Below are 26,843 nucleotides of genomic sequence, written 5' to 3'. Positions count from 1 at the left end.
TTAAACCCAAAATACTAATAATCAGTAAATTATAGGTGGTTTAAGGAGAGACTAAATAACGAACCATCAAAATTTTTTTCGATGTCGTTGTCCTCATCGATGAAGATAAAAAAGACAAATGATTTGGAAATATTAACAGTCGTGATTCGCTTAAAGCTCATTTTTTTGGGCCAACCTGTGATGTATCTGGCAAAGAATTTGTCTAAGTTTTTTCGCGCTAAATACGCATCTCTATTAAATCCTATAAAAGAGATTGACTGCAATAACCCATTTTTCTAATTTTATTCGATTCTTTCTTTCGAAAGGGCAGAATTTTTATTTTTGTACAAAATCAACCGACTATGGCAAAACATACACCAGGCTATATAAAAAGGCAGAAAATTGCCAACTCAGGTACACACTTACTTTTTTATGAATTATTCGAACCAATAAATGAACCTCCAAAGGCTACTGTCCTTATACTACACGGGATGCAGGAGCATAGCGGTCGTTATAAAAATTTTGCAGAATATCTGGCGAACAACGGTTTTGCAGTTCTATTATATGACCATCTCGGACACGGAAAAACGGCGGAAAATCGGGTAGAACTTGGCTATTTTCAAAAAGAAAATCCCAAGCAGCAACTGATAGACGATGCCGCAACGATGGCTGCATTTTTAGAAAACAACTACCCTAACATTCCTCACTTTTTACTAGGTCATTCTATGGGGTCTTTCATTGCAAGATGCTTACTTCAGAATCAGGAAGCCGATTTTAAAGGCGCAGTCATCGTGGGAACGGGAGGAAAAATCAACGGAATCGGTTTGGCTAAATTTTTCCTGTCCATTAAGAATATTATTGCCCCAAAACACAGGAGCAAATTCATCAACCAAACTTTTTCAAAAATTAATAATCAACATTTTAAAGGCGAGAAAGATGGCGACCTTAACAGTTGGCTGAGCCTCAGCAAATCCAACCGTGAATCATTTTGCCGGGACAGCCTATGCGGAGTACCTTTTACCAATAATGGTTTTTACGCATTAGTTTCTCTAAACCAACAGGCAACGGAAAGAAAATGGGCAGAAAAAATACCAAAAGAATTTCCCTTTCTTTTTGTAAGCGGAGCTGATGATCCGATAGGAAACTTCGGAAAAGGGGTTGAAAAAACGGTAACACAAATGCAAAAAGATGGATTTACAGATGTTAATACAAAAATTTATCCTGCTATGCGGCACGAAATACTTAATGAAGATATTAAAGAATCTGTCTATGAAAGTATAAAAGATTGGCTCTATGAAAAAATATCATAACCAAAAAAGTATTTTAATTAAAAATAATTGATTAATAATTAAAATACTTAGTTTATAATGGAAATTTAGCATTTATTAAGCTTTCAAAAAATCCTTGCTTTGCCATTCTGGATCAGGATATTTGTAAAAACCTTCGCCGGATTGCTGACCAAGTTTTCCTTTGTCGATAAGTTCGGTTTTTAGCTTTTCTGCTATTTTCTGTGTTAATTCTCCCGGGATTTCTTTTAAGATGTTGTAATTGGTGTTCATCCCATTCAAATCTAAAATGGCCATCGGTCCAAAAGGAGCACCTGTTGCTATTCTCCAGGTTTTATCGATTGTTGCAGGATCGGCAACGTCATTCGCCCACAGCGCAAGACCAGCCACCAAAAGCGGAATCAACAAAGAATCCAGAACGTAGCCCGATTTTTCCTTCTTCAGTTCCACGGGAAGCATAGCAATGGATTTTGCAAACTCTACAATCTCGTTATAAACCGTTGGGTCGGTTTGATCAGAACCCATTATTTCTGCCGTATTACGAACCATTATATGATTGGCAAAATGTAAATGGATGAATTTTTCCGGACGATCAGTAAATGTGCTTAATCTGCTCGGCAAAAGTGTGGATGAGTTGCTCGCGAAAATGGTTTTTTCCGGCGCGTGCTCAGAAGCTTTTTCCCAGAAATCTTTTTTGATATCGATGCTTTCCGGTACGGCTTCTATCAATAAATCAGCATCTTGTAAAGAAGCTTTCAAATCTGTAGAATAAGTGAGATTATTTTTGGTATTTTGGATTTTTTCTTCATCAGCTTTCAGGTAGTTCTTATATTCTTCAGCCAAGACATCAAAACGGTTTTTGGCTTTACTTAAAGCTTCATCATTAACATCATAAACCATGACTTTATAGCCGAAATAAGCACACTGCACCGCAATCTGAAAACCGAGAACGCCACTTCCAGCCACCACAACATTTTTGATACTGATTTTAGATAAATCGGCTTCCGGCACTTTCAAAAAATCTGGACTTTGCCACGAAGGATTTGGATATTTGTAAAAGCCTTCGCCAGTAGAAATTCCCAGTTTATTTTGGTCGATGAAAGTTGATTTAAGTTTATCCAGAACAATCTTATCATCTGTTTTGCCCTTCTCTACTTGCAGTTTGTAAATGTTGTATGGTGTCGTCAATCCGATAATATCATACAAAGCCATTGGTCCGTAAGGCGAACCTGTTCCCAGCATCCAGGTTTTGTCTATGGTTTCTGGCGTAGCATAATCGCCAATCCAAAGCTGCATTCCGGCATTCAGAAATGGATTTAATAAAGAATTGAGCACATAACCTGGAACTTCTTTTTTTACCAAAATAGGCACCATCCCTATCGCCTTTGAAAAATCGACTATTTCCTCAGATATTTTTTCGTCGGTTCCTGGATGTGGCATAATTTCCGCCGTATTTCGCAACCATATTTGATTGGCAAAATGCAGGTTAAGGTATTGAGCCGGTCTTCCTGTCACCTCAGCAAACTGACTTGGCAACAAGGTGGATGAATTACTTACAAAAATGGTTTTCTCCGGTGCAATTGCGGAGAGTTGCTTATAAAATTCCGTTTTTATTTTAATATCTTCTGGCACTGCTTCTATCAAAAGATCGGCATCTTTCACGGCAAATGCCAAATCGGATGAATAGTGCAGTCTTTCCCTTGCTTTTGTAATTTGTTCTTCGGTGGCGCCAAGATCCTTTTTATGACTTTCGGCCAATCCGACGAACTTTGCTTTCGCCTTTTCCAACACTTCATCACTGATATCGTAAACAGTGGTTTCAAATCCGTGAATTGCTGTTTGAAAAGCAATTTGGAATCCTAAAACACCACTTCCAGCTACCGTTACATTTTTTATTTTGCTCATAATTTTGGTTGATTTTTGGTAATAAAATTTACGGAACTAGGACTCAGCAATCTTCATTTTCAATTATAATTGATAAAACTCCGGACTGAATGCTTCCTCCAAATTCTTTGGTTCTTTACGTTTTTTGTGGTTTAGCTCGTGTCTTGAGGTTGAAGATGTTACATACGCTGACTGTCGTGAACGCTGTAAATTTCCAATCGGTGAATTCTCTTCTATAGTTCTGAACGGTGTAAACGACAGATTTTCCATAATTTCAAAATTACCATCCTCAGGAACCGTTTGTTTTGGTATTGTGATTTTTGCCACCGTACGGAATGGTGATAATTCCTGCGACCATTCTTTTGTAAGGTCATTCACAGGCATTTCTTTCAGGTCTTTGCAAAGTTGTATTTGCAACTCAAACGTAAGGTTTTTTTGAGCTATTTCTTTGATAATTCCTTTTCTGTACGGCCATTCTGCGCTGTCTAGATCAATATTTTTTTCCGTGATGGCGTTCTTGGTCTGCTCAGTTGGGATCACTCTTACTTTGGCGATATAATCACCGTGGCGAACTGCTCCCATACTGTAAAATTCATAAAAAAAACTGTTGATGGAAGGGATTTTTTCAAAAGTTTTAAGAGCTCCCAATTCCTTCAAAGCCTCAAAATTTGGAAATGCTTTTTTATTTTCGGTGACCCAAAGTGTGGCAAATTCCAATTTTCCCAAGGCTCCCTTTTCAAAGAAATCATTTAGCTTTAAAAAAAGCTTTGAAATGAAAACATAATGTTCTGCCGAGTTACAGAAAAACACCGGATTATTAATTAGGTTAAAATCAACATTGGGAGAATCTTCCTCTCCGGGAGATAATTTTTTGCCATCTATCCCAAAAATCTTTAAAGCAAATCCTTGTGCATTACCGCTTAGTTTATCGGGCAAAACTCTGGACGAACCATTGGAAAAGCGAACTGCTGCCTGGTGTTTTCCGGGTTTCGCATAAATGCCCTGCGCCAGTTCTTCGGGCAGATTATCCAAAATTTCAACCTCTGCTTTCAGCACTGCATAGCCATTGGCGTGCGCATCTCTTGTATGATGGGTCGCCCTGCTTAGGTTTGGCGTATTTTTGATGTATTCGCGGATATCGTTATTAATGGTGGTAATATACTCATCGAAATTTTCTGGAATTTCTTCCACTTCGTAACTGTACTTGATGTATTCTTCCATAGTGCTTTTTATTTTAATTCGCTAATCCATTTTAAAGCAGAAATGCTTGGGATAAAACAATATTCGCCGCCTTTTACGATGTTGTAGGTCTGCAAACCACGGTATCTTTTGATGAGGGGTTCTCCAGGTACAGAAAATAGTGCGTCTTCGTCCTGTACACCAATCATAGGATCTTTTTCTGTTCCCAGATTTTGGGCGTTACCATCGTTTGCCCATTGTTTTTGAAGAAATTCCAGTGTTCCCATTGCATCGGCACTAATGCCAATAAAATACTGTCCACGTTCCTTACCGTCATTTTTGGTTACCTCCGGCGGAACAATGTCGCCAAAAGTTACACTTTTTCTGATGATCCTGTGCAAACGTTCATCCTCCAAAACAAAAGATTTGGAATCTCTTGGGTTCATCCTGCGGATATGCGAACTGAACGGACACTTTTTACCGTACTCATCATTCTTGAAAGAAAAATCATTGTTTTTTTGCATATCATCTCCTAGCGATTTATCATCCTTTTCAGGAGCTAAAACCAAAGGTGCACCACTTCGCCAGCGACCTACCATTTTAGCAGCCAAGAGCTCTCCCTCTTCCGGCGAAGAAGAATTTTCTTTAACGAATTGATTAAATTCTGCCACTTGGCTCTGGTACTTTCTGAAAACCATAAAAGAACCGTTCTTTCCTAAAACTTCAGGTTGTGGAAATGGCTTTATGAAGCCTGCTTCTCCAGGATAGCCCATTATAAATTCGCCTGCTTTAAGTGGACGATCAAATCCGGGCGGCACATCTATCCCACTGCCTTCAATCTCCGGATTACTGATGCCATCCCTGAATCCGAATACATTTTTAACCTCTTCAGATACTGCGAAATCGTGGCTCATTATTACTTCTACGCCGCTGTTATTCGCCAATTTAGAACGAAATTCCTCCAGCTTGCTTTTCCACGCCTCTTCATTGTTGGCGATAATTGCCGCCGCGATGTGAATATGTGATCTTCTAAAAACCTTTTCCCAGTTTTTAGGGTCATTGACTCCAATGTCATAAAGAAACCGGGAACGTTCTGCCATTCCTTCCTTGAAGGATTCGGGAAAAGTATCGAGTGACTCTTGAGGAACACCGATTTTTTCTAGACCTTTATAAGTGAATGTCAAAGTAACCGATGCGCCTTCATTCTTATGCCATTCTTCCGCAGAACTCACAATCGGCAAAAGTTTTTGGAGCATTTGTCTGGCTGCCACAGCATCTTTGATTTCAATAATAGCCACTGTTCCGTAATATGGAATCGGTCGGCTTCTGAGAATTAAGGCCTGTATTTCATTCAGCTCAATTTCTACTTTATTGGGATTAAAAATCCGCTTTAAAAATTCCAGTGCCATAGATTAGATTTTATTTGCTTCGTCAATTGCCTTATTCAGTCCTTTAATGATTTTATCATTTCTCCTTATATCATTCACCGTAAGATGCGGAACACCTACATACCAACCTGTCGCGGTAATCTGATGGTCGAGAATGAACTGTTTTACACTCGGGTTTTTTATGCCTGGCCAGCCTTCTACATTCCCAAAAATGATGTCCATCAGCTGCGGAATTTTTGTGGCGAAATCATCAATATAAGCATCCCAATCACCATCGTAAGCCGTGCAGAAAAGAATCTTGGTATCGTTATCAAACAAAACTATACGAAGATCATGCAGCGTTCCTACTTTGGTTGCACCTTTCAGATCTCCGCCTGCAATTTCCATTATGGTTTTGAGATTTTCTGCACCTCCGGGTTTTAGGTCTGCCATCGCAGTTAACTCAGATACACGACCGGATCTTAACCCTTTTTTTCCGGCAGATGTAGTGGAATGGTCGTAACCATCATCGATACCTTCACTGAAATTCGCCTTTGCTAGCTGGGCAGCCAATTTTACTTTGTCTATAAAACTCATAATTTAGATTTTGATTAATGATTTATATTATTTTGTAAATCAACAATAATTTTGAGGAGAATTTTACAAATGTTATGCCATAGCAATCTATCGTAATGTACCGAAATTCGTATTTTATGTACTGAAACTATGAATTTTTAAGCTTTATTAAAATATTCACTATTAAATACCTTAACTGTAAATGGAAATGTATTAATTGTATCTTGGGTGAAAATCTTTGTTGGTAAGCCTTCTCGCCCTTCTGCGATTTCAAATTCAGCACGAGGAAAACATATGTTTTTGTACCTATATTCTAATATTTGGAAAAGTTTTGATATTGTAGTCTTGCCTGAATAATTCCAGCCATAAATTAGATTTTTATTTTTGAAATCGTCAAGACTTCCCCAGTCGAAATTTTGATAAACACCAAAGTTTTTCAATTTATTTATCCTTAGCAACATAATAAAGAATTATAATTTATTTTCTTCCATCACCCCATCCACCTCTTTCATCAGCCTATTCGTTTCCGCTAAAGCCACGATGATTTTTTGGTAATGCAGGATGTCATCGAAATCTAATGTTCTTCCTTTGCGGTCTTTCAGCCATTTTTGGGCGGGTTGGTAGCCCCCGATGTAGAAATTCCAAGCCACTTCCGGTACGCTTTCAAAATATTGAGAAGAATTGATGTACACCCTGCCATCTTTATAAACAGGCTTATCCACCACATTATCACCATCTTCGGGATATTGGGTGATGTAATTTTCAACCACAGGACTTTCCAAAAGATGAATCTCCCGAATTTCCCGTCCTAAGTTTACCAACTTGAAAAAAGTTTCTGCATCTTTCGGATAAGGCACTCTTGGGAAGTCGATCTTTAGGAATTCTTTATATTTCTCGCGGTAACTTGGCGAGTGCAGCACGGCATAGATGTAATCCAAAATATCTTCGGGATAAAATAGGCCGTCTTCCTCAGTTTGCTGCGAATAGTCCGGTCTTTCAGGAGAGAAATGTAAACCTAAATTTGTAGCCATGTTCTCCACGATTTCCATATTGAGGTTCGGAATTCTTTCGGAATCACCTTCAATAGAGGTTTCTGGGTAAAGGTATAAGGGAAAAGTTGATGGGCCACCACGCCTAAACATATTTGTGTCAGTCATTCGATTGGTAATAAATATACTATCAAAAAAAAGAATATTTGCTACCTGGGGTTCAGAAACTAAAATCAAACCTAAATTGTCTTGTTTTAAATGGTAAATAGTCTTTTCTCTTGCTCTTCCTAAAAGTTTTGTATCGTAATAAATAAACTGATTTTCAAAAGGACGATATAAATATTTTTGAATCTTATCGTTTTGAATAGCAATGTTTAATCCTAAGAGATTCTCAGATAATTTTCTAGCATTTATTGAGACTAAGTTTTTATCATCGTGCGTCTTAATTCCACTTGTTTTGAACGGCATTAAATCTGGTAAATAGAACCCTTGAAAGTAATCGTTTTCATCCGTAAGATTTTTTGGAACGAAATAGTAATTTGGTGAAGAAATTTCAACTTTTTTATAATCAAGCTTTTTAAATTCGTTATCTAAAAGGAAGTTATATTTTAATTCTCTTTTGCCGAATAAATCGTAATGAAAGACTTCACCTAAATCTTCTTCTTTTTTCTTTCCCGTTTTAATAAAAATATTAATTGAAACGCCCTGCATAATGTCAAAAACATTTTGATCGAGGCTTCCATCTGGTGCAGATTCTTTTTTTGTGGAATTTCCGTGCATTATTAGTGCAAATTCTCAACAAATAAAGTCATCTTTTTCAAAAACCTGCCTGATTTAACCACAGGCAATTTTTCAACCTGCGTAAATTGGGCACATCCCAATCACAAAGCCGCGTAAAAAAGCCGATTTCCAAGAGAATCTTTTTCATTATTTTTAATTCCAAGATAAACCAATGCTAAAAATCTGAAAAAAAATCATCTACAGAATTTTTCAGTCCTCGTAAATCGTCCAAATCTTCTGGTAAAATACGCACTCCTAAATAAACCACCTGCGAAAAAAAGACCCAGGTTCAGAATTAACCAGTGTAAAACAGACCCATCCTCATTTTCCTAAACGATAAGCATTCTGACAAAAATTTCAATGATAAAAAGACACACCTTCCTTCAAAACCTGCACCAAATAAACTTATCTTTTTCAATAAGTTGGGTAATTTAGCTACAGGTTATCATGCAACCTGCGTAAATCAGCCACATCCTACTCGCAAACGTGGGTAGAAAAGTTACACCCTAAATCAGCCTGTTTTCCGTATTTTTTTCCTTCCAAAGCAACTCTTTCATAAAAAACCGCAAAACAGCCCTAAAATAGCCATTCGAGGAACCTTTTCAGACCTCTAAAAAAATCAGTAAACTTTTGTTGCAAGATGTGTCTTTGTACCCACAAACTTTTCAAGTTTTGGGACAAAGACGGTCTTGCCTTTTTGCAAAAGGGGAAAAAACGGCGGAACTTGTTTTTTTTAATCACCAAATCTGGTTCAAGCATCTAAACTCGTCTAAATTATTCTTTTTTAATCTTCGGAGAATCTAAACTCGTCTAAATTGTTCTTATTTAGCCCACGCCCCATGAACACTATTGTTTTCACGGATTTGATGTCCCAATTTTGCAATAGAAATTTTAATCAAAAAAATGAAAGCAACCCTCTATGTTCTCCTGACACTTTTTGCCATCAACCTCAATGCGCAGGTCGGAATAAACACACAGACACCCGAAACTACTTTTGATGTAGTAGGAAAACCAAACGACACCTCACATCATGACGGGATTATTCCTCCAAGGATAACGGGCGACCAGTTGGCGAACAAGTTTTACACACAGGCAAAAAAAGGTGCGGTTGTATTTGCCACCGCTCCGGCTTCCAATCTTTCGGGGCAGGTCATCAATATTTCAGAATCAGGAATGTATTATTTTGACGGCAACGTATGGCAGAATTTCGCAAAGGAGAAACAGCCTGTCGAATACAGAATTGTACTCACCTTCGATCCCAACAGCACCGCCGCACTGACAGCAACTTCAACTTGGTCCGCCCCTGTAAACTATTCGGGAAATAGCCACGCCTATCTTACCTCCTCAAAATATTACACCATCGGAACCAAAAATTTCGGAGGACTAAAGGGAGCGGTTTTGTTCAGAAAAGTACAGGGAATTGTAAATGTATGGTTTCAGATGTACAGGTCTTCTGATTCCGCACCGATTACGGGAAACGCCTTCATCAGCATTGCGAGCATCTACAGCGACATCGGATACATTCCCAACCAGATTGTCTTACTGCATACGGAAAATTCCACGCAATATTTTCCAGCCCTGCTGGAGAATTACAGCATCCAGATTCCGCAAACCTCCCTAAACGCAATGTCCACATCCTACTACACCTACGGAGAAGTTCAAGGATATTCCAACTGGATCAAGCCTTATCTGCCCTAATTGATGATTCAACAAAGTCCTTAATGGAAAAAGAAGACTACATAAAATTCAGAATATCCAAAACCAAAAAACAGGACTGGAAAAAAATATGCAAAGACAGAAACCTCACATTGACCGACTTACTGACGGCATCAGTTGAGAACAGAATTTTAGACAACGAAAGAAGACAGATACTGGCGTTCATTGAAAAACAAGACAACGTCTTCATCAAGATAGAGACCAACATCAACCAGGTAGCGAAAATTGCAAACGGACAAAAGTTTATTTCGGAATCAGAACTGAAAAACTTCACCGCAAAGCTTTCAGAAATCGCCAAATTGAAGAAGCAGCAAAACCAAATCTTCGAAAAGATCTATGAAATGCTCGCAAAATGATTGTCAAGATTATTCCTGCTTCAGGCTCGGATTTTCACGGCGTTCAGTACAACGACAAAAAGATGGAGAAAGGAACAGGAGAACTGATGCTGATGAAAAACTTTCCCTCCTTCATCAATGGGGAAAGCAGTCCGGAGCAGGTTCGGGACTACTTCAAATCCATTTCAAAAAATGAGAAGGTAAAGAAACCACAGTTCCACGCCGTCATTTCTGCAAAATATCAGAATCATGGCAAGGAAGAAATCACCGAAATCGCCAAAGACTTCATGCAGGAAATGGGCTACGGAAAACAGCCGTTCATAGTTGTTTACCACAGCGACACCGAGAACAACCACGTCCATATCGTCTCCACAAGGGTTGACAAGCAGACCGGAAAGAAAATCAACGACAGTTACGAACGCTTGAAAGCCCAAAAAGCATTGGCAGATACACTAGAAAAACGATACGGAGTAAGTTCCGAAGAAAAATTGGAGAAACTGCTGAACTACCAATTCAACTCCATCACTCAACTGGAGCTTTTGCTTGAAAGAAGCGGGTTCAAACTAACTAAAGACACAAATGATGAAAATGACTTTTCCATTCTGAAGAACGGGGTAAAACTTAAAACCATCTACGGCAACCAAATCAGTTTTACCCCCAATTCGGATAACGGACGAAAGAGGCAGTTGAAAGCCATTTTGAGCAAATACAAAGACCTCTGTTCCAATAAAGTCTTCAAGGTAGAGGACAGAAGGGCGCAGGAATCACTGCTACCGGAAGAAAGGCACAGGGACCATTGGAAACCCAAGATAGAGTTCGAGAGCGAGCTCCAGAAAAAATTGCGGGACATCTTCGGACTGGATGTGGTCTTCCACCACAAGGACGGACAGAAACCCTTCGGATACAGCATCATCGATCACAAATCGGGAAAGGTGTTCAAGGGAAGTGAGATCATGAAGATGGACGACCTGTTTGAGATGACCGATGAGAAAATTGACAAGAAACTTTTTGAAAGTCTAAAGGACTATAATCTGGCGGACAGTTTTTCAAAACAAATATTAATGGAGCATCTGAAACGCCAGAATCCCGAAAACGCTATAATAGAATTTATGCTTTTCGAGTCTAAGAAAATAAAGAACAGGGAGGTTTTCAACGCCATAAAAAACGAGGTAAAGGATTATGTCGAAACACAGAATAACAAGGATGTCCACCTCATAAAATCGGAAGATGGAAAATATTATGCCGTCCACTCCAAACTGCATTATGTGGGTTCATTGGAAAACTTAATTGGAGAGAATGCCTATCAAAAATTCCTCAATCCAAGCAAAGAATTGACACCGGAAAGTAGAGATGAAAATCTTTCCAAGGAACTGGATAGAACCATAGACGACCTGATTTTCCAATTCACCAAACCGTCGGGAGGAACAGGGAGAGACCCTGCCGAAGAAGAGTTAAGAAAAAGACGCAAAAATAAAAAAAGAACATAAGAATGATCATCACATTTGCCACCCAAAAAGGCGGAACAGGGAAAACCACCCTCGCCATCGCATTCGCCAACTATCTCTCCAGAATTTCTACAAGGAAGATCAAGGTGTTTGATTTCGACTACCAAAAATCCTTCTTCAACAAATGGAGGGAGGATGCGGACTCGGAACTGCCCAAACTCTACGAGGTGGAAGTCATTGGCGAAGATGACGATGAGCCGCCTTTCGAGGACTTGGAACAGGTTGTCGACCTGAAAGAAAGCAAAGACCTGTTCCTGTTCGATTTGGCGGGAACACTGGACCAGAGATACAGCGATGTTTTGGTGTACAGCGACTTCATCATCATTCCCTTTGAGTATTCCGATGTGTCCGTAAAATCAACCTTGGTATTCAAAAATCTTCTGGGTTTGTTGGAAAGCGAGGCGGAAAGAATCTTCATCCGCTCCAAATACGACAAGGGCTACAAATATCTCAACCAAAAGGAAATGGATATCGAGTTGGCAAAATACGGAACTCTACTAGAAAATCCCGTGTTCAAGAGAAACTGCCTCCAAACCATCGACACGAGAAAACTCACCTACGAGCAAAAATACGCCGTAAAGAAGCCGTTCGACGAAATTATACAAAAGATCAGCGAGATCAAAAAAGTTGCGCTTTAACGAGAGACAAAAGAGACAAGAAAAAAATAATCCATAAACCACAAACCTCAAATCAATACATTATGTTAAAATACTCACTCATCCTTTTAGGAGCCTACTTTCTGTACTATGCCGGAAATATCGTCTACGACCTTTTCCTAAAAAAAGAGAAAACCGTTCAGACCGATGTTGCAGAAGAATACTCACTCGGCGACTTTGCACAGGCGGAGAATGAGGAACCCACCTTGATCGGCATCGAGGATGTGGAAAATCTCAAAACCCCGAAATCATTCCTAAAAAGCGAACCCATTCCGATTCAAAGACAGAACAATTTTGAAGACAATCCCAGTTTGGAAGAATTGAGGAAACGATTTGAAGAGGAAGAGGATTTGGATGGGACCAGCTCAAAACAGCCCGAAACCAAACACCATGAAAATCCGCCACAGCAAACGGAAATCAGCAAAAAGCCAGAAATTATTGAGCCAATAGTTTCCAAGAAAAAAAATGATGCACAGAGCAAGAAAGACCAATGGAAAGAATTTGTCAACCTTTCTGAAACCAACGTAAAACTGGTGGACAATATTGAGGGACAAAAGGTTTACCACTCGACGATTTAACCAATTTACCATACATAACTAACCTAAATTTTAAAAATGATGAAAAATTTTATCAGAAAAAACGTGACAAAAAAGAAAGTTCTAACCCTTGCCTTGGTGATGCTGGCAATGACCCCGATGCTTGCGCAGGGCGGAGCGACCGCCATCTCCAATGCCGCTTCCGACATTAAGGACTATTGGGACCCCATCAAGCTGATATTAAAGGCAGTCGGTGGACTCGTAGGATTTATCGGAGGATTGAGGGTGTACAACAAATGGACGAACGGCGACCAGGATGTCAACAAAGAAATCCTCGGCTACGGCGGTGCGATGATCTTCCTTATCGTGGTTCCGGAATTTGTAACCGCATTCTTTGCTTAAGATGGGATACTACCTGTACAAGGGGCTCAAAAAACCCCTTGTATTCTTCGGACTCAAAGGCAAATACATCATTTATGCGGTAGCCGTCATCGGCGCAGGTGTGGTTGCGGCACTCATCTTATCCAAATTCGGATTGCTGGGTTCATTATTAGGTTTATTGGTAACCGCAGGAGGTGTCTACCTCATTTTCAAGAAGCAGGACAAAAACGGACTCTACGACAAGACCAAAAATTTTGACCAGATATTCATTTTTCCAAAAAAACTCAACAACAAAAGATTTTTAAAAGATGGTAAAGACAAAGAAACAGGCATTTGACATTCCCTTCATCGGCTACGATTACGGAAAGGATTTTGGATGGGATTTTGATGTCCTCTTCGGACAGTACGGGAATCCGATTATCGGCATCAGAATTAAGAACATTGTGGAACAGTATTCCGCCGACCCAGACAACTACCTGAACTTCCATACCGTGCTGAATCAAGTCGTATCCATTATTGGCGAAGGAAGAATCGTTCAAAAACTCGACATCTTTTCCAAAAAGAGATATACCGCCGAATCCTCCAACCAGTTCCTCCAGCAGAAATACTCCGAGCATTTTGACGGAAGACTATTTAAAACCATCGAAACGGTACTCCTGTTTACGGACATTGTGGACGACAAACTCAAGAAGAAAAACAAGCACTACCAGTTTTCCGAAAAAAGTTACAAGGAACTTCGCGACAAATGCCAAAAGGTGTTGATGCTCTTGAAGCAGAGCGGTTGCGAACCCCAATTTTTATATGAGAAAGATTTTGAATACTACATTTCGGGTGTATTGTCGATGCAGTTTACGGAAACCCCGGTTTTTGACAATATCAAAAGTACCAACGAATATCTCCAAATCGGAAACCGCTTCGTCAAAAATATTTCCTATGTGGATGTCGAAAATATCGACCTGCCTTCAGAAATAGATCCTTTTTCCATATTGGGAGGAAACGGAGCAGCCTCGGAAACGGCGGTGGACAACTTCACCTTCATCAACGAATTGGAGGATTACGAAACCATCATCTACAATCAGGTCATCACCATTCCTCTGCAGGCGCAACAACAGCGGGAACTCGACAAAAAGAAAAAGAAGCACGAGGGGGCGGCAAACAACTCTCCATCCAACGCCATTATTGCGGAAGAAATCCAAACGCTTCTCCACAATATCGCCATCGACGGACAACTCGTGGTCAATGCCCATTTCTCCCTAATATTTTCAACACATACACTGGAAAAAATGGAAGGAATACAGTCGATGATCGAGAACAAGCTTTTTACGAAAGGAATTATCGTCTCCAAGAACGCCTACAACCAGCTCGAACTATTTCGCTCCGCCATTCCAGGCAATGCCACGGAACTTCGGGAATACGATTTATTTATGACGACAAGCGAAGCGGCCTTGTGTTTTTTTTTTAAAGAAAGTTACCCCGTGAACGAGGAATCCAATTTTTATCTGCGTTTTACCGACCGACAAGGCGTTCCATTGAAAGTTGATCCGGCGGACTTGCCGATGAAGACAGGAAGAATCAACAACCGAAACAAGTTTGTCCTCGGTCCGTCAGGTTCTGGAAAGTCCTTCCTGATGAACAATATCGTTGAGCAATACCTGACCTACAATTATGACGTGGTCATTGTGGACACGGGAGATTCCTATTCGGGAACCTGCAAATACAAAGGCGGGAGATACATCCAATACACTGAAGAAAAACCAATCACCATGAATCCTTTTTTGATGAACAAGAAAGAGTTCAACATCGAAAAAATAGAATTTTTGACCAATTTGATTTTCCTGATTTGGCAAGGTCCCGATGCCACGATGTCGTCCGCACAAAAATCTATTTTGGACAATGTGCTGATGTCGTATTACCACCAATATTTCAATTCGGGAAGCAGGTGGTATGAGCATAAGACCTCGGAGGAACTCATTCTCTATCTGAACAAATACAACATCCACGAGGAAGACATTATTTCAGATTTTGAGAACCAGTCGAACGGACAGTACAACTATTACGATATTTTGGGAATCGCTTTCGATGCAGGTTCTGACGAGATTAAGGAGGCTTTCCGAAAACTCGCCATCGAATATCATCCGGACAAAAATATGAACAACCCGAATTACGACAGCGAAAAATTCTACAAGGTTTACGAAGCTTATGAAACCTTGAACGATGAAGATAAGAGAAAAATCTACAATGAGACGCAACTCATCCTCATCAAGTCCAACGAGATTATCAGGCAGCCGAAAACGGCGGAAGAATGGAACGAGTCCTTCCGAAAAACCATCATCAAGAAAATTAAGGAGCTCGAAGAAAAATTGGAGGCAAAAGAACTTTCCTTCAACGGATTCTATGACTACTGCGATAAATTTCTGCCCCTTTACCTGAACAATAAGAAACACCACATCACCGAAAAGGAATTTAATCTAAGGACATTCTTGTTCGTGCTGAAGGATTTCTACAAAGGCGGAAGATATGGAACGACACTCAACGAAAGTGCAGACAACACGCTCTTTGACGAACCATTCATCGTCTTTGAAATCGACAATGTGAAAGACAACCCGAAACTGTTTCCGATCGTGACACTCATTATCATGGATACCTTCATCCAGAAAATGCGTCTCCGAAAAGACCGAAGAAAGGCGCTCATCATCGAGGAAGCATGGAAGGCGATTGCCAGCAAACTGATGGGCGGATATATTCTCTATCTCTACAAGACGGTTCGGAAATTTTGGGGAGAAGCAGTGGTTGTTACCCAGGAATTGGACGACATCATCGGAAATGCCGTCGTAAAAGACAGTATTATTAATAACTCGGACACCTTCATATTGCTGGATCAGACCAAGTTCAAGGACAACTTCGACAAGATTGCATCACTGCTTTCATTGAACAAGGTGGAACAAAACAAGATTTTCACCATCAATAATTTGAACAACAAATTTGGAAGAAGCCGTTTCAAGGAATTTTATCTGAAGCGGGGTTCCAAAGGAGAAGTGTACGGCAATGAGGTTTCCTTGGAGCAGTATTTAACCTACACCACGGAAAAACCAGAAAAATCCGCAGTCGAATACTATGTCCAACAATACGGAAACTACGACGAGGCTTTGCAAAAAATTGTAGGCGATTTGAAAAATTTCGGAGACAGCCTTGAAAACTTGGTATCGCTCGTCAACCTTTATCAAAAGCCATTGGACAAAAAGGTGGTTTCCTATTACAGGATGATGAAGAAGACGCACAAAGGGCAAAATATCTTCAAAATCATCTCGCAGGAATTGGAAAACCGAAATATCCATTTTTCAGAATTAATCAACCAAAAACACGAGGAATATGAAAAAGTATAAGCCCCAAAATCCCCAAAGGGGACTTTCAATAAATTCCCTCTCTTGGAGGGTTTGGAGGAGGCTTTTCCTGTTGATTCTCCCCCTTTGGGGGACATGGGGCTTCTCCCAAAACACCTACATCGACCCGACGGTAACGGCGGCGATGATCCTCTATTCAGAAAACTTGAAAGCCAAGCAGAACGATGTGATTGATGAAACCTCCAAACTGAAGGATGCCCAAGCGTGGGTGGGAACCCAGATGGTGGTTGCCAACGATATTCAGAATAAGATTCTGAAAGGTCTGAAGGAAGTTTCGGGAACCTTGCAGAACGGAATCCAGGTGAAGGAGATTTATTCGGAACTCAACAAATGCTACAATTATTCATCGCAGGTAGTTCAGTTGGCATCGGCACATCCACAATATGCCATTTTCGGGGTAAAGGCTTCACAGAAAACCTATGAACAGAGTATAAAAATAGTGACTGATGTCTCCGACATCCTCGCCTCGGGAGAGCTGAACCTTGCCACTGCGGGAGACCGATACAAGATATTGCACAACATTTCCGAGAATGTCAAAAACCTAAAGCTTTGGCTTCTGGCAATCAAGTTAAGACTGGAAAAAGCCAATCGTTTGGGATTCTGGAACTCCATCAATCCATTTGCAGGATACATCAATACCGACAAGGGAATTGTAGAAAATATTATGAACCGATACAAAAGAAATTTCTAGCCCCTGTCCCCAAAGGGGAACAATGTAAAAAAATAAGATGAAAATGAAACATCCCATAATTAACGCTTTAAAAAGCCCCCTTCGGGGGTTTGGGGGCTTGCTGATTTATTTTGTGCTCACTTCATCCAGTGGCGGCTCCACGCCGTCTTGGCAGCAGGAAAACGTATCCTTTCCGATGATGAACCTAGAAATCAAGGCTACGATGGATGAAAACGAGAGGCAGAAGGAGATGCGGAAAAACCAAATTGCCAATGCCACGGTGGAAACCGCCAACAAAACCCAGTGGAACAATTTCAAGGACAAGGTGACCAAAATTCAGGACAGACTTCGAATCGTATCGTTCGCCATTCAAGCGATTCCCACAGGAATTGCGATGAGCAGGGAGATTACGAAAATCACCCAAAACCAGCAAGCCATTATCCATGAAATCAGTACCGCACCTTATTCCATCATCGCGGTTCTGCCTTCACAGGTTCAGTTTGTGGATGATCTGCAAATGGTGACGAGGCTGATTGTCGGGATTGTGGTTTCCTATGGGGCAATGAACCAGATGGAAAAGTCGGAGCGCAAGATTTTATTGGATTATGCCTTGGGAGAAGTCAAGACGCTGAGCAGAAATTCTACCCATATGCTTTTAAAGATTCGGGACATCAAGGCAAAAGTCTTACGAAACAAAAGAGCCTTTCAATACTATGTGAATCGGGACAAACAGGTGGTCGAGAACATTATGAAAAACATCAAATCCTTTTAAAAATGAGAAAACTATTTATCGGAGGAATCTTGTTTTTTTCTGTTGGTTTTGTAAGCGGACAGCAGATTGTTATCAACGACAAACTCTTGGTGCAGATGACCACCAACCACGGCGTAAGGCTGGGAAGCGAGCAGGCATTTCTAAACTCTTATGAAAAACAGAAGGAACTGTACGACGACATTAAAAACAAGACTGCACAGGTCATCGCCATTCAGGAATACATCTACCAACAACTAAAAAATGTCAACTCGGCACTCACGCAGAGCAAAAAGTTAATCTATCTGTACCAATATCTGGGAAAGGTAGCGAACAACTCCAACAAAATGCTGGACTTGTCGGCGCAACATCCAGAATATGCCGTCTTGGTTTCCAAATACTATGTCGAAATCGGCAAACAGGCCTTAAAACTCAAACAGGAAGTTACGCAGGATATTTTGAATGAGAACAAGGATTTCCTGATGGATCCGATGGACAGGGAGATGCTTATTGAAAAGGTGTTTACTCGAGTTAGGAATATCAACGGGAACATCCTCTACATTATACTGAGGTTAGAAAACGCCAAGAAGATTCCTTACCTGTACCAAGTTCCCGTACTAAGAAACTACCTCAATATTGACAAGGCCATTGTCGGAGACATTATCCAAAAATACAAATATGTATTCAACTAAAAACAACAAGTATAAAGATGAAAAAATTAGTCAAAAAATTAGCCCTCGTTCCGCTCTTGCTGATAGCAGTCGGCGTATTCGGGCAGTTTACCGTAAAGCGTTTGAACGACCCCTCCATCGTAGCCCAGCACAAAAGGATGGTGTTCCAGAGTTGGGGCGATTGGCGTCCCTATCCAAAATACCTTTTGGGGATTCAGACCAACTTCGCGTATGCCACCGTTTGGGGAATGTGGGCTCCCAGCAGAAACAGGGATTATAAGGATGGAGAAGATATCCGACCGCTAAAACCGACGGGACTTCAAAACCAGCGTTTTGCCCAAGTGAAATTTCAAGAGGAAGAGGCAAAAAAGATAAAGGCGGCATCCGACACCATCTATAAAAGAAGCGTCCAAGACTTTGCCCATTGGACTTCGGCGACGGTCGATGCAGACCCGCTCTGGTTGCTCTACTACAAAAGGATGCTCAGACCCATTACCGAATTTCCAGACAATCCTCAAAACTTTATCGAATGGAGGCTGAAGAACCAGCAAACCTACGAAACGCTCAATACCACGGGAACTTTAAAAAGACTTCAGGAGGAATTGGACTTAATCAAGGAAAAGTATTCGATGTCGAGATCTATGGATATGCCGAGAGGAAAACGCTTTTTGATGTACCATGACACCCTTATCAAATGGAGAAGGTTTGTGCAGGAATTAAGGAAACACAACGATAAGACGACGCTTCTTTTAGACTACAAAAATATTCTGAAAAACCATTCACCCTATGCGTTGCCACAGGCTTGGACTCCCGCTTCAGACAAGCAGATCGTCCACAACACGATGCAGCAATACAAACACAAATTTTAGTAATGAAAAGAAATACTACACCCTTATTTTGCCTCTTGGCAATATTGCTGCCGATAATCGGCTTTGCCCAAACCGACGGCGACTACAGCAACCTGCTCCAATTTCTAAAGGGCGACGGCGCATTTGAGAAATGGTTTATGGAGGTCTTTACCAAACTGGACAACAGCGTTCAAGACGGTGCTGTCGGATCCGCTTTGGTTGGAAGGGCGATCGGAGGACTGGGAGCGTTGATGTATCTCGGATACATGGGTTGGCAAATGGCGGCGGGCGACCGGGAATGGGAAATCACCCCGATGCTCAAACCAATCCTCATTGGATTTACCCTGGTGTATTGGAGTGGTTTTGTCAATCTGATTCAGGCACCCTTTGAAGCCATTGCAGAACCGGGAATCGCCATTTTCAGCGACATTGAGTCCGAAGTGAATGATTTGAGGATTCAACGATTCAAGAAACAGCAGCAGCTACTCGATGCCGTCATCAAACTGAAAGCCGACGAGGATGCGAAGCAGGACGTCATCAACAACACCGGCAAAGATGCCGACGACTCTTGGTTCGACATCAGCGAGGGACTGGACAAACTCATCCAACCCATCAAGGAATGGCAGTTACGGATGGAGTTCCAGCTCCAAAAACTGGTTGCAGAAATTATCGAGTTCGTTTGCCTTTCCATCCTTCGAATCTGTGTCTACCTTATTTTCTTCATCCAAAAAATTTGGGCCTACATCCTCATTATTTTGGGGCCTATTGCGGTAGGTATGGCGCTCGTTCCAGGATTTGAAAACTCGCTGTACAGCTGGGTTTCCAAGTTCATCAACATCAACCTATACACCTTTGTAGCCTATACCATCATCAATATTGGTCAGCAACTGATCGCTTCGGGTTATGAAATGGAGATTGAGCGGTATGACACGCTTTTAACCAATGGAACCATCACCAATTTAGATGCCTTGATGGTTTATGTGAGCAATTCGGGAATGATCTACAACCAGCTCTTTACCTGTGTCGCCTATATCGTGACGGGAATCGGGGTATTGATGACGCCCACCATTGCCGACACCATTGTTACAGCGGGAGGTGCAGGTGCGATGACCAAGATGAAGAGTGCTGCTGGAAGAATGGCGAGTGCCGCTAAAACAACGGTATTGGCAGCCAAAACCGGTGGAGCTTCCGTAGCGGGAGCAGCAGCAAAATCGGCTGCATCAGGTTCAGCATCGGGAATGGTCAACAGTGCGATGAATAACAACAAAAAATAAATAAGATGCTGATCAAAAATATCGAACAAAGAATAAAAATCAACAAGGTAGTTTCGCTGGGAACAATAGCATTTGCCGTAATTATCGTATTGGCGGGCTTCTTCTTTGCCTATCGGATGATTCAGGATTCAAGAAAATCCATCTACATTTTGGACAACGGGGTTCCGGTACTGGCAAAGCAGACCGATGTCTTGTTAAACAGACCCGTAGAATACAAAGCCCAAATTGAACTGTTCCACCGACTATTTTTCACCTTGGCTCCCGATGATGCCTACATCAAGGAGAATATTCAAAAATCACTGTACCTCATTGACGACAGCGGAAAAAAAGAATACACCAATCTCAAGGAAAAAGGCTTCTACAACCAGATTGTGGCCTCCAGTTCCATGGTCAGTATTCATACGGATTCCATCTCGCTCAATATGGAGCAACAGAAATTCTCCTTTTTCGGAAAGCAGATGATTACCAGAAAGTCTGCCGTGATTACAAGAAAATTGATTACCGAAGGATACTTTGAGGACATCATCCGAAGTCCAAACAATCCGCACGGTGTGATGCTTAAAAATTGGAGGATTATCGACAACGAGGAAATCTCCAACCAAACCAAAAATTCCTATTAAAGATGAAAAATTTTCTAAAACAAACCGCAAAAAAGGGATTGGAATGGGCGGCAAAAAATCCGAAGAAGTTTTTCACCCATTCGATGGTTTTTCTCTCCGTGTCTTTTATCGGATCGCTGATACAGGGAATTTTCTTTCCGAGCCAGTCGACATTTAAAATCAAGCCCCCAAACCTCTATTCCAAAAGCAACACGACCCAGCAAATTAATAAAAACCAAGAGAAAGAAATGGAGAAAATAGTTAATGAACTCAAAATTTTAAAAATGAAAAGGGACCGAAAAGAACTCCAAAAAGAAGACAGCCTGAGAATAGAATATTTGTACAACCAATACCAAGAACTGCAACATGGACATTAAGAAAATCAACTTTAAGGAAAAAAAATATGTGATGCCCCTTCTGGCATTGCCGTTCCTGCTGCTCTTTGTGTATGTAGGTGCCCAATTTACCAAAGAGGACACCTCTAAAAAGGACAAGCCGAAAGAACTTTCCCTGTCTCTGGGAGAAACACGGGACTCCATCATGACGAAGAACGATGCCTACGACGCCTTTTTCAAGAAGGACGACAACAGGACGATGCTCGGAGGATTGGACAAGGAAGAGGACAGTCTGCTCAGTTATGAAGACCAGTTGTCTTTGGACCAGAAAAGAAAGATCGATTCACTGAAGGCGGTCTCCAGCAGACAAAATCAGCAGGCGTCAAAAGGAGGCAACTCTTCCTATTACAATCCAAAACAGCAAAATGAGGACAAGGATTTCAAGAGGTCTTCTGAAATCATCCGAATGCTGAACGACAAGTCCAATGGGAAACAGGAAAATGAGCAACTTTCAGAAAATCAAAAATCTAGTAATCAAAATACCCAGCAAGACCCCGTAAAATATCTGAAACAGCAGATGCTCGTCATGGATTCCTTAGAAAAAGCGAGGGATCCCGAATACCAAGCCAAACTATTGGCGGAACAGAAACTCAAGGCAAACAAGGAAAAAATGGACGAGTTCCTCAATTCTACCTTCAATGTCGGCAAGTCGGGAATCAACAGCGAGTTCAATGCCTTCTACAGGGAAAATGAGAACAGCTTTATCAAAGCCGTCATTGATGAAAACAACAAGGGATTTCTGGGAAGCAGAATCCGGTTCCGATTATTGGAAGACATCTTCGTCGGCAACAAAAAAATTGAGAAAGGTTCCATCCTTTACGGACAAATCTCTGGATTTTCCATGCAGCGGGTTGACCTCAAGATTGTCTCGGTATTTACAAGGGGAGAAATTTTACCAGTCAACCTCTCCATCTACGACATTGACGGCATGAAGGGGCTTTATGTTCCCGAAAGCGTCTTCAGGGACATGATTCGGGAAATGGGGAGCAACTCCGTACAGGGAACACAGATGGATATGGGCGGACAGGGATTTTTCACGAGCATCGGCTCCAAACTCTTCACGTCTACATCAAAATCCATCGCCAACCTCATTAAAACCAACAAAGCCAAGCTGAAATACAACTCCTATGTATTTCTAATCGACGAAAAACAGCTTAAAGACTCACAAAACCAACAAAAAAAATAACAATGAAAAATACATTTTTTATACTATTCTTAATCATTACCCATTTTTTATCTGCACAAACAGCTACTAAAGAACAAGTCATCTCGGATTTACCAGAATTGATCGTTACAGAGGGCGTTAACCTGCATATCATCTCACCCGAACCGATTCAATATGTGGATTTGTCCACCCAAAAACTCACGGGAGATTTGCCTAATACCAATATTGCGAGAATCAAAATCACCGATACTCCTGCCAACACCGACCCAAAGGAAAAGGCAAAAACCACCTCTTTATTGAATGGCGACAAAATAGGAATAATAACCGTTGTAGGTCAGTCTTTTATTGCCCAATACAAGGCTATTTACAGAAATTCGGAAAACAAAAACACCGTGACCAACATCCATATCCAGCCAGAAGAGATGCAGCCGATTGAACTGGACAAAACCCGTTTTTCCAACTTGGAGCTGACCAAGTTTGCGATGGACATCATAAAGAAGAAGACGGAAGAAAATCCAATCAGGGAGCAGAAAGACCTTAAACTTAGTATGCAGCTCAACAATGTGTACGTCATCAGCGACTATATCTTTCTCGATATGACCTTCAAAAACAGCTCGAACCTGAGTTACGATATCGAAGACCTTAAATTTTCCATCGAGGACAAAAAAATCTATAAGGCGACCAACAATCAAAGCATCCAAATGACACCGATTTTTAGACTTTACGCCCCGAAACATTTCAGGAAAAATTTCAGAAACATCTATGTCTTCAAAAAATTCACTTTTCCGAACAGCAAGGTGATGATGATCCGCCTGATTGAGGAACAACTCTCGGGAAGAACCATCGAGATGAAGGTGAATTATTCAGACATTTTAAAAGCAGATACATTTTAGTTATGAACCCATTACCAACAGAATTAATTATTGTCCTTCTCCTGGCGTTCATCGCTTTCATCGCTTCTTGCATATCCATATTTTTTTTATTCCGTCTCAGAAAAGCAAAGAAGGAAATAGAAAAGGAAATTATAAAAATGGCTTATCTGAAAGCGTGGTATAAGGAGATTGCAGTGAAGATTTATGGTAAAGACCGTATTGAGGAAAAAGAGAAAGAGTTTTTAAAAAACTACAATTTATAGGAAGTAATGCAGGAACAACAACACCAAATTAAGATTTACGGATTCCTTCAGAAGGCGGTTTATGCGGTCGTGGCATTGGATTGTGCGTCGCTTTTCTACCTCGATGCAGATATTATTATAGTTTCAAACCTATTGAAAAATTTCTCGAAGATGAGTTTCTTTTACCCACCCATCAACGCAAAGTTTGCGACCCTGATTCTCATTGGATTGGTCGCTGTCGGGACAAAGGCGAAGAAGAAAAAGGATTTGAACATCGCCACGGAAATCGTAATCCCCATGATATTGGGCTTGTTGATGATTTTTTCTTCACTCGTTTGGCAAAACGAGGCAGGAAACTCCAAACTCCCTAAAATTTTTCCTGCGCTGAATCTTTATCAGGTCATCTATGCCGTATTGTCTTTTTTGGGTGCAGTAATCCTTCAAATGGGAGCAGACGCCATCTCAAAACTCATGCAACAAAAAATGGGAAAAGACCGATGGAATGTAGAGGAAGAAAGTTTTGCCCAAAATCAGGAACTTGTAGAAACGGACACCTCGATCAATATCCCATATCTCTTCAGATACAGTAAAAAAATCAACAAGGGATGGGTCAATATCAATCCATTTCGTGGGACGATGGTGATTGGAACGCCTGGAAGTGGAAAGTCTTTCGGAATCATCAATCCCGCAATCAGGCAAATGATAGCGAAAGGCTTCTGCCTGTGTATTTACGATTTCAAGTTTCCCGATTTGGCGCAGATTGCCTACTACCATTATCTGTTGAAGAAAAGCAAAGATTCGGGGTATGAATACGATTTTCATGTCATCAATCTAAACGAGGTTGAAAAATCCAAAAGGGTAAACCCGTTCAAAAAGGAATACATCCAAACTTTGGCGGAAGCACAGGAAATGGCGGAGTCTATGGTATCCTCGCTCCAAAAGGGAGGTTCAAGTTCGGGAGGCGGTTCCGATGCATTTTTCACCCAATCTGCCATCAACTTTCTTTCGTCGAGTATCTACTTTTTTGCCACCTACGAGGACGGAAAATATTCGGATTTACCACATATCCTGTCCTTTATGAACCGAAGTTACAAGGAGATTTTTGACACACTTTTTACCAACGAGGAAATATTCTCACTGCTTTCTCCCTTTAAGACGGCGTATGAAAACAAGGCATTTGACCAGTTGGAGGGACAGGTCGGAACCCTGAAAATCTTTCTCTCAAGATTGGCGACCAAGGAAAGTTTCTGGGTGTTTTCGGGCGACGAAGTGGAACTGAAAATCACGAACCGAGAAAATCCTTCCATCCTGATTTTGGCATCCGATCCGGGAACGCAGGACATTAATTCTGCTCTTTATTCATCCGTTTTGAACAGGACTTTACGACTCATCAACTCCAAACATAACTTGCCCGGAGGAATTATCGCGGACGAATTTCCCACCATCTACATCCATAAAATTGACAACGTGGTGGCGACAGCAAGGAGCAACAAAGTGGCGGTCTTATTGGGACTTCAGGAAATTCCGCAACTCCGGCAGTTTTACAAAAAAGAAGTTGCCGACACCATTTCCGCCATTGTCGGAAATATCCTTTCCGGTTCTGCGAGGGACAAAAATACTTTGGAATGGCTGGAGAAACTGTTCGGAAAAATCAAGCAGAAATCCTATTCCCAGTCCATCTCCCAGCAAGGAACGACGACCAGCATCAACGAGAAAATGGACTTTATGATTCCCGCAGGAAAAATTGCGACACTTAAAACTGGGGAAATGGTCGGAATGATTGCACAGGGCGAGGAAAACGACACCGAAGAATACAAAACTTCTGCGATGAACGGAAAAATCAATTTAGATATGAAAACCATCAAGGAGGAAGAAAATAATTATGTCAAAATGCCTTCCTATTACTCATTTGTCGACAAAATGGGAAATAATAGGAAAAACGATGTCCTGATGACCAACTTCAGAAAAATCAATAAAGAGGTCGAATTAATCGTAAACGAATTTACTAAAAATGAAAAATAGAAAGACAATAATAGCATTAACAATTCTCCTTTTTGCGAACGGTTTTTCCAAGGCTCAATTCAATACGCTGATGCCGACGAAACCGCAGAAAACGGAAGACTTCAAAATGGTGGAAATCCAAAAAGAAGAAAGTTCCAATCAAAAAAAGGAGAAAAAATTGTGGAAGGAAATCTTCAACATCACCCCGAAATCGGAACTGAAAAACGAAACAGAAGGTTCAATGAAGATGTTAACGAGTCAAATCGACTCTCTAAAGACGATGCTTAAAAATTACCATAATGGAAATAATCAAAGTAACGTGGACTACAAAAAGATGAAAGATTCACTATTTGAACTGATGCAAAATTTTCAACGTAAAGAAAATGATGAAAAGGAAGTCCAGAAAGCCCCCTTTGGGGGTTTGGGGGCTTACATGCCCTTAAACAGAATTACCGTGACTTCTCCCTATGGAACACGTATTCATCCAATTTTCGGAACTGCAAAAATGCACAACGGAATTGACCTAAAAGCCAACTATGAAGATGTTCACGCGGTCCTTGACGGAATAATTACCGAATCCGGTTGGGATTCCAAAGGCGGTGGAAACTACATCAAAATCAAACATTTCAACCGATTTGAAACCTCTTATCTGCACCTCTCCGAAATCTTCTACAAAGTCGGGAAAAAAGTGAGGGCGGGATTTATCATCGGGAAAAGTGGGAACACAGGGAATTCTACCGGACCGCACCTGCATTTTGCGGTAAAGGAGTTTGGACAAAGCATCAATC

Annotated in this window: 27 protein-coding genes; 21 read left to right on the top strand and 6 right to left on the bottom strand. The window is 41.0% G+C overall.

What is annotated here, in order from left to right:
• Nucleotides 1-341 precede the first annotated feature (341 nt).
• Nucleotides 342-1,289 carry a lysophospholipase gene (locus tag Q0252_RS01315; RefSeq protein ID WP_265145220.1) on the top strand — a complete coding sequence of 316 codons (948 nt, stop codon included), beginning with the start codon at nucleotides 342-344 and terminating at the stop codon, nucleotides 1,287-1,289.
• 75 nt (nucleotides 1,290-1,364) lie between these two features.
• Here the strand turns inward: Q0252_RS01315 and Q0252_RS12260 are convergent, their stop codons facing one another.
• The 6 genes from Q0252_RS12260 to Q0252_RS01280 all read right to left on the bottom strand — a co-directional run bounded on the left by Q0252_RS12260 (nucleotide 1,365) and on the right by Q0252_RS01280 (nucleotide 8,040).
• Entirely contained in the window at nucleotides 1,365-3,170 is a 1,806-nt protein-coding gene (locus Q0252_RS12260) for a 3-hydroxyacyl-CoA dehydrogenase (RefSeq protein ID WP_367174803.1), read from the bottom strand.
• A gap of 63 nt (nucleotides 3,171-3,233) precedes the next feature.
• Nucleotides 3,234-4,370 (bottom strand): catalase family protein, encoded by a 1,137-nt coding sequence (locus tag Q0252_RS01300; protein ID WP_297982803.1) that lies wholly within the window; start codon nucleotides 4,368-4,370, stop codon nucleotides 3,234-3,236.
• Nucleotides 4,371-4,378: 8 nt separating this feature from the next.
• Nucleotides 4,379-5,737, bottom strand: coding sequence for a Dyp-type peroxidase (locus Q0252_RS01295; RefSeq protein ID WP_297982801.1), 1,359 nt, complete (start codon nucleotides 5,735-5,737; stop codon nucleotides 4,379-4,381).
• Between the two features lie 3 nt (nucleotides 5,738-5,740).
• Nucleotides 5,741-6,292, bottom strand: coding sequence for a hypothetical protein (locus Q0252_RS01290; protein WP_265145217.1), 552 nt, complete (start codon nucleotides 6,290-6,292; stop codon nucleotides 5,741-5,743).
• Nucleotides 6,293-6,429: 137 nt separating this feature from the next.
• Nucleotides 6,430-6,711, bottom strand: a complete 282-nt coding sequence (locus Q0252_RS01285) for an AAA family ATPase (RefSeq protein ID WP_164466724.1) — start codon at nucleotides 6,709-6,711, stop codon at nucleotides 6,430-6,432.
• Nucleotides 6,712-6,741: 30 nt separating this feature from the next.
• The gene (locus tag Q0252_RS01280) at nucleotides 6,742-8,040 is read right to left on the bottom strand and encodes a type ISP restriction/modification enzyme (RefSeq protein WP_297982795.1); all 1,299 of its coding nucleotides are present in this window, start codon (nucleotides 8,038-8,040) and stop codon (nucleotides 6,742-6,744) included.
• 903 nt (nucleotides 8,041-8,943) lie between these two features.
• Between Q0252_RS01280 and Q0252_RS01275 the strand changes: the two genes are divergently transcribed.
• From Q0252_RS01275 to Q0252_RS01180, 20 genes are all read left to right on the top strand, one after another.
• On the top strand, nucleotides 8,944-9,738 hold the full coding sequence (locus Q0252_RS01275; RefSeq protein ID WP_024565584.1) for a hypothetical protein: 795 nt from the start codon (nucleotides 8,944-8,946) through the stop codon (nucleotides 9,736-9,738).
• Nucleotides 9,739-9,761: 23 nt separating this feature from the next.
• The gene (locus Q0252_RS01270; protein WP_024565585.1) at nucleotides 9,762-10,112 is read left to right on the top strand and encodes a hypothetical protein; all 351 of its coding nucleotides are present in this window, start codon (nucleotides 9,762-9,764) and stop codon (nucleotides 10,110-10,112) included.
• The gene (locus tag Q0252_RS01265; RefSeq protein ID WP_297982789.1) at nucleotides 10,109-11,578 is read left to right on the top strand and encodes a relaxase/mobilization nuclease domain-containing protein; all 1,470 of its coding nucleotides are present in this window, start codon (nucleotides 10,109-10,111) and stop codon (nucleotides 11,576-11,578) included. The genes Q0252_RS01270 and Q0252_RS01265 overlap by 4 nt, the downstream gene beginning before the upstream one ends.
• A gap of 2 nt (nucleotides 11,579-11,580) precedes the next feature.
• On the top strand, nucleotides 11,581-12,234 hold the full coding sequence (locus Q0252_RS01260) for a ParA family protein (RefSeq protein WP_185208540.1): 654 nt from the start codon (nucleotides 11,581-11,583) through the stop codon (nucleotides 12,232-12,234).
• 62 nt (nucleotides 12,235-12,296) lie between these two features.
• Complete coding sequence (locus tag Q0252_RS01255) at nucleotides 12,297-12,830, top strand: hypothetical protein (RefSeq protein WP_024567407.1); 534 nt, start codon at nucleotides 12,297-12,299, stop codon at nucleotides 12,828-12,830.
• A 36-nt stretch (nucleotides 12,831-12,866) separates the two neighbouring features.
• Entirely contained in the window at nucleotides 12,867-13,190 is a 324-nt protein-coding gene (locus tag Q0252_RS01250) for a DUF4134 domain-containing protein (RefSeq protein WP_024567406.1), read from the top strand.
• Nucleotide 13,191: 1 nt separating this feature from the next.
• The gene (locus tag Q0252_RS01245; RefSeq protein ID WP_024567405.1) at nucleotides 13,192-13,506 is read left to right on the top strand and encodes a hypothetical protein; all 315 of its coding nucleotides are present in this window, start codon (nucleotides 13,192-13,194) and stop codon (nucleotides 13,504-13,506) included.
• Nucleotides 13,478-16,552, top strand: a complete 3,075-nt coding sequence (locus Q0252_RS01240) for a TraG family conjugative transposon ATPase (protein WP_297982784.1) — start codon at nucleotides 13,478-13,480, stop codon at nucleotides 16,550-16,552. Before Q0252_RS01245 ends, Q0252_RS01240 begins: the two co-directional genes overlap by 29 nt.
• A complete protein-coding gene (locus Q0252_RS01235) occupies nucleotides 16,539-17,261 on the top strand; it encodes a hypothetical protein (RefSeq protein WP_024567403.1) in 723 nt (240 codons plus the stop codon). The genes Q0252_RS01240 and Q0252_RS01235 overlap by 14 nt, the downstream gene beginning before the upstream one ends.
• Nucleotides 17,262-17,304: 43 nt before the next feature.
• A complete protein-coding gene (locus Q0252_RS01230; RefSeq protein WP_024567402.1) occupies nucleotides 17,305-18,012 on the top strand; it encodes a hypothetical protein in 708 nt (235 codons plus the stop codon).
• Nucleotides 18,013-18,014: 2 nt separating this feature from the next.
• Complete coding sequence (locus tag Q0252_RS01225; protein WP_035590942.1) at nucleotides 18,015-18,680, top strand: hypothetical protein; 666 nt, start codon at nucleotides 18,015-18,017, stop codon at nucleotides 18,678-18,680.
• A gap of 56 nt (nucleotides 18,681-18,736) precedes the next feature.
• Nucleotides 18,737-19,528, top strand: a complete 792-nt coding sequence (locus tag Q0252_RS01220; RefSeq protein WP_035591090.1) for a hypothetical protein — start codon at nucleotides 18,737-18,739, stop codon at nucleotides 19,526-19,528.
• A 2-nt stretch (nucleotides 19,529-19,530) separates the two neighbouring features.
• On the top strand, nucleotides 19,531-20,781 hold the full coding sequence (locus tag Q0252_RS01215) for a membrane protein (RefSeq protein WP_029738611.1): 1,251 nt from the start codon (nucleotides 19,531-19,533) through the stop codon (nucleotides 20,779-20,781).
• Between the two features lie 5 nt (nucleotides 20,782-20,786).
• Nucleotides 20,787-21,401: a conjugative transposon protein TraK gene (gene traK, locus Q0252_RS01210; protein ID WP_024565597.1), complete on the top strand. Its 615-nt coding sequence runs from the start codon at nucleotides 20,787-20,789 to the stop codon at nucleotides 21,399-21,401.
• Nucleotides 21,402-21,403: 2 nt separating this feature from the next.
• Nucleotides 21,404-21,757 (top strand): hypothetical protein, encoded by a 354-nt coding sequence (locus Q0252_RS01205; RefSeq protein WP_024565598.1) that lies wholly within the window; start codon nucleotides 21,404-21,406, stop codon nucleotides 21,755-21,757.
• Nucleotides 21,753-22,961, top strand: a complete 1,209-nt coding sequence (gene traM / locus Q0252_RS01200) for a conjugative transposon protein TraM (protein ID WP_083506456.1) — start codon at nucleotides 21,753-21,755, stop codon at nucleotides 22,959-22,961. The genes Q0252_RS01205 and traM overlap by 5 nt, the downstream gene beginning before the upstream one ends.
• A gap of 2 nt (nucleotides 22,962-22,963) precedes the next feature.
• On the top strand, nucleotides 22,964-23,833 hold the full coding sequence (locus Q0252_RS01195) for a DUF4138 domain-containing protein (protein ID WP_059138041.1): 870 nt from the start codon (nucleotides 22,964-22,966) through the stop codon (nucleotides 23,831-23,833).
• 2 nt (nucleotides 23,834-23,835) lie between these two features.
• Entirely contained in the window at nucleotides 23,836-24,075 is a 240-nt protein-coding gene (locus Q0252_RS01190) for a hypothetical protein (RefSeq protein WP_024565601.1), read from the top strand.
• A gap of 6 nt (nucleotides 24,076-24,081) precedes the next feature.
• The gene (locus Q0252_RS01185; protein WP_058878590.1) at nucleotides 24,082-26,076 is read left to right on the top strand and encodes a type IV secretion system DNA-binding domain-containing protein; all 1,995 of its coding nucleotides are present in this window, start codon (nucleotides 24,082-24,084) and stop codon (nucleotides 26,074-26,076) included.
• A partial coding sequence (locus Q0252_RS01180; RefSeq protein ID WP_297982772.1) for a M23 family metallopeptidase occupies nucleotides 26,066-26,843 on the top strand: 778 nt, incomplete at its 3' end. The genes Q0252_RS01185 and Q0252_RS01180, both read left to right, overlap by 11 nt.

Origin of the sequence: uncultured Chryseobacterium sp., from assembly GCF_936933875.1 — a bacterium.
Taxonomy (GTDB): domain Bacteria; phylum Bacteroidota; class Bacteroidia; order Flavobacteriales; family Weeksellaceae; genus CAKZIK01.
The sequence above is the reverse complement of the archived record's forward strand: the minus strand, read 5'-3'. Positions and strand labels throughout refer to the sequence as shown.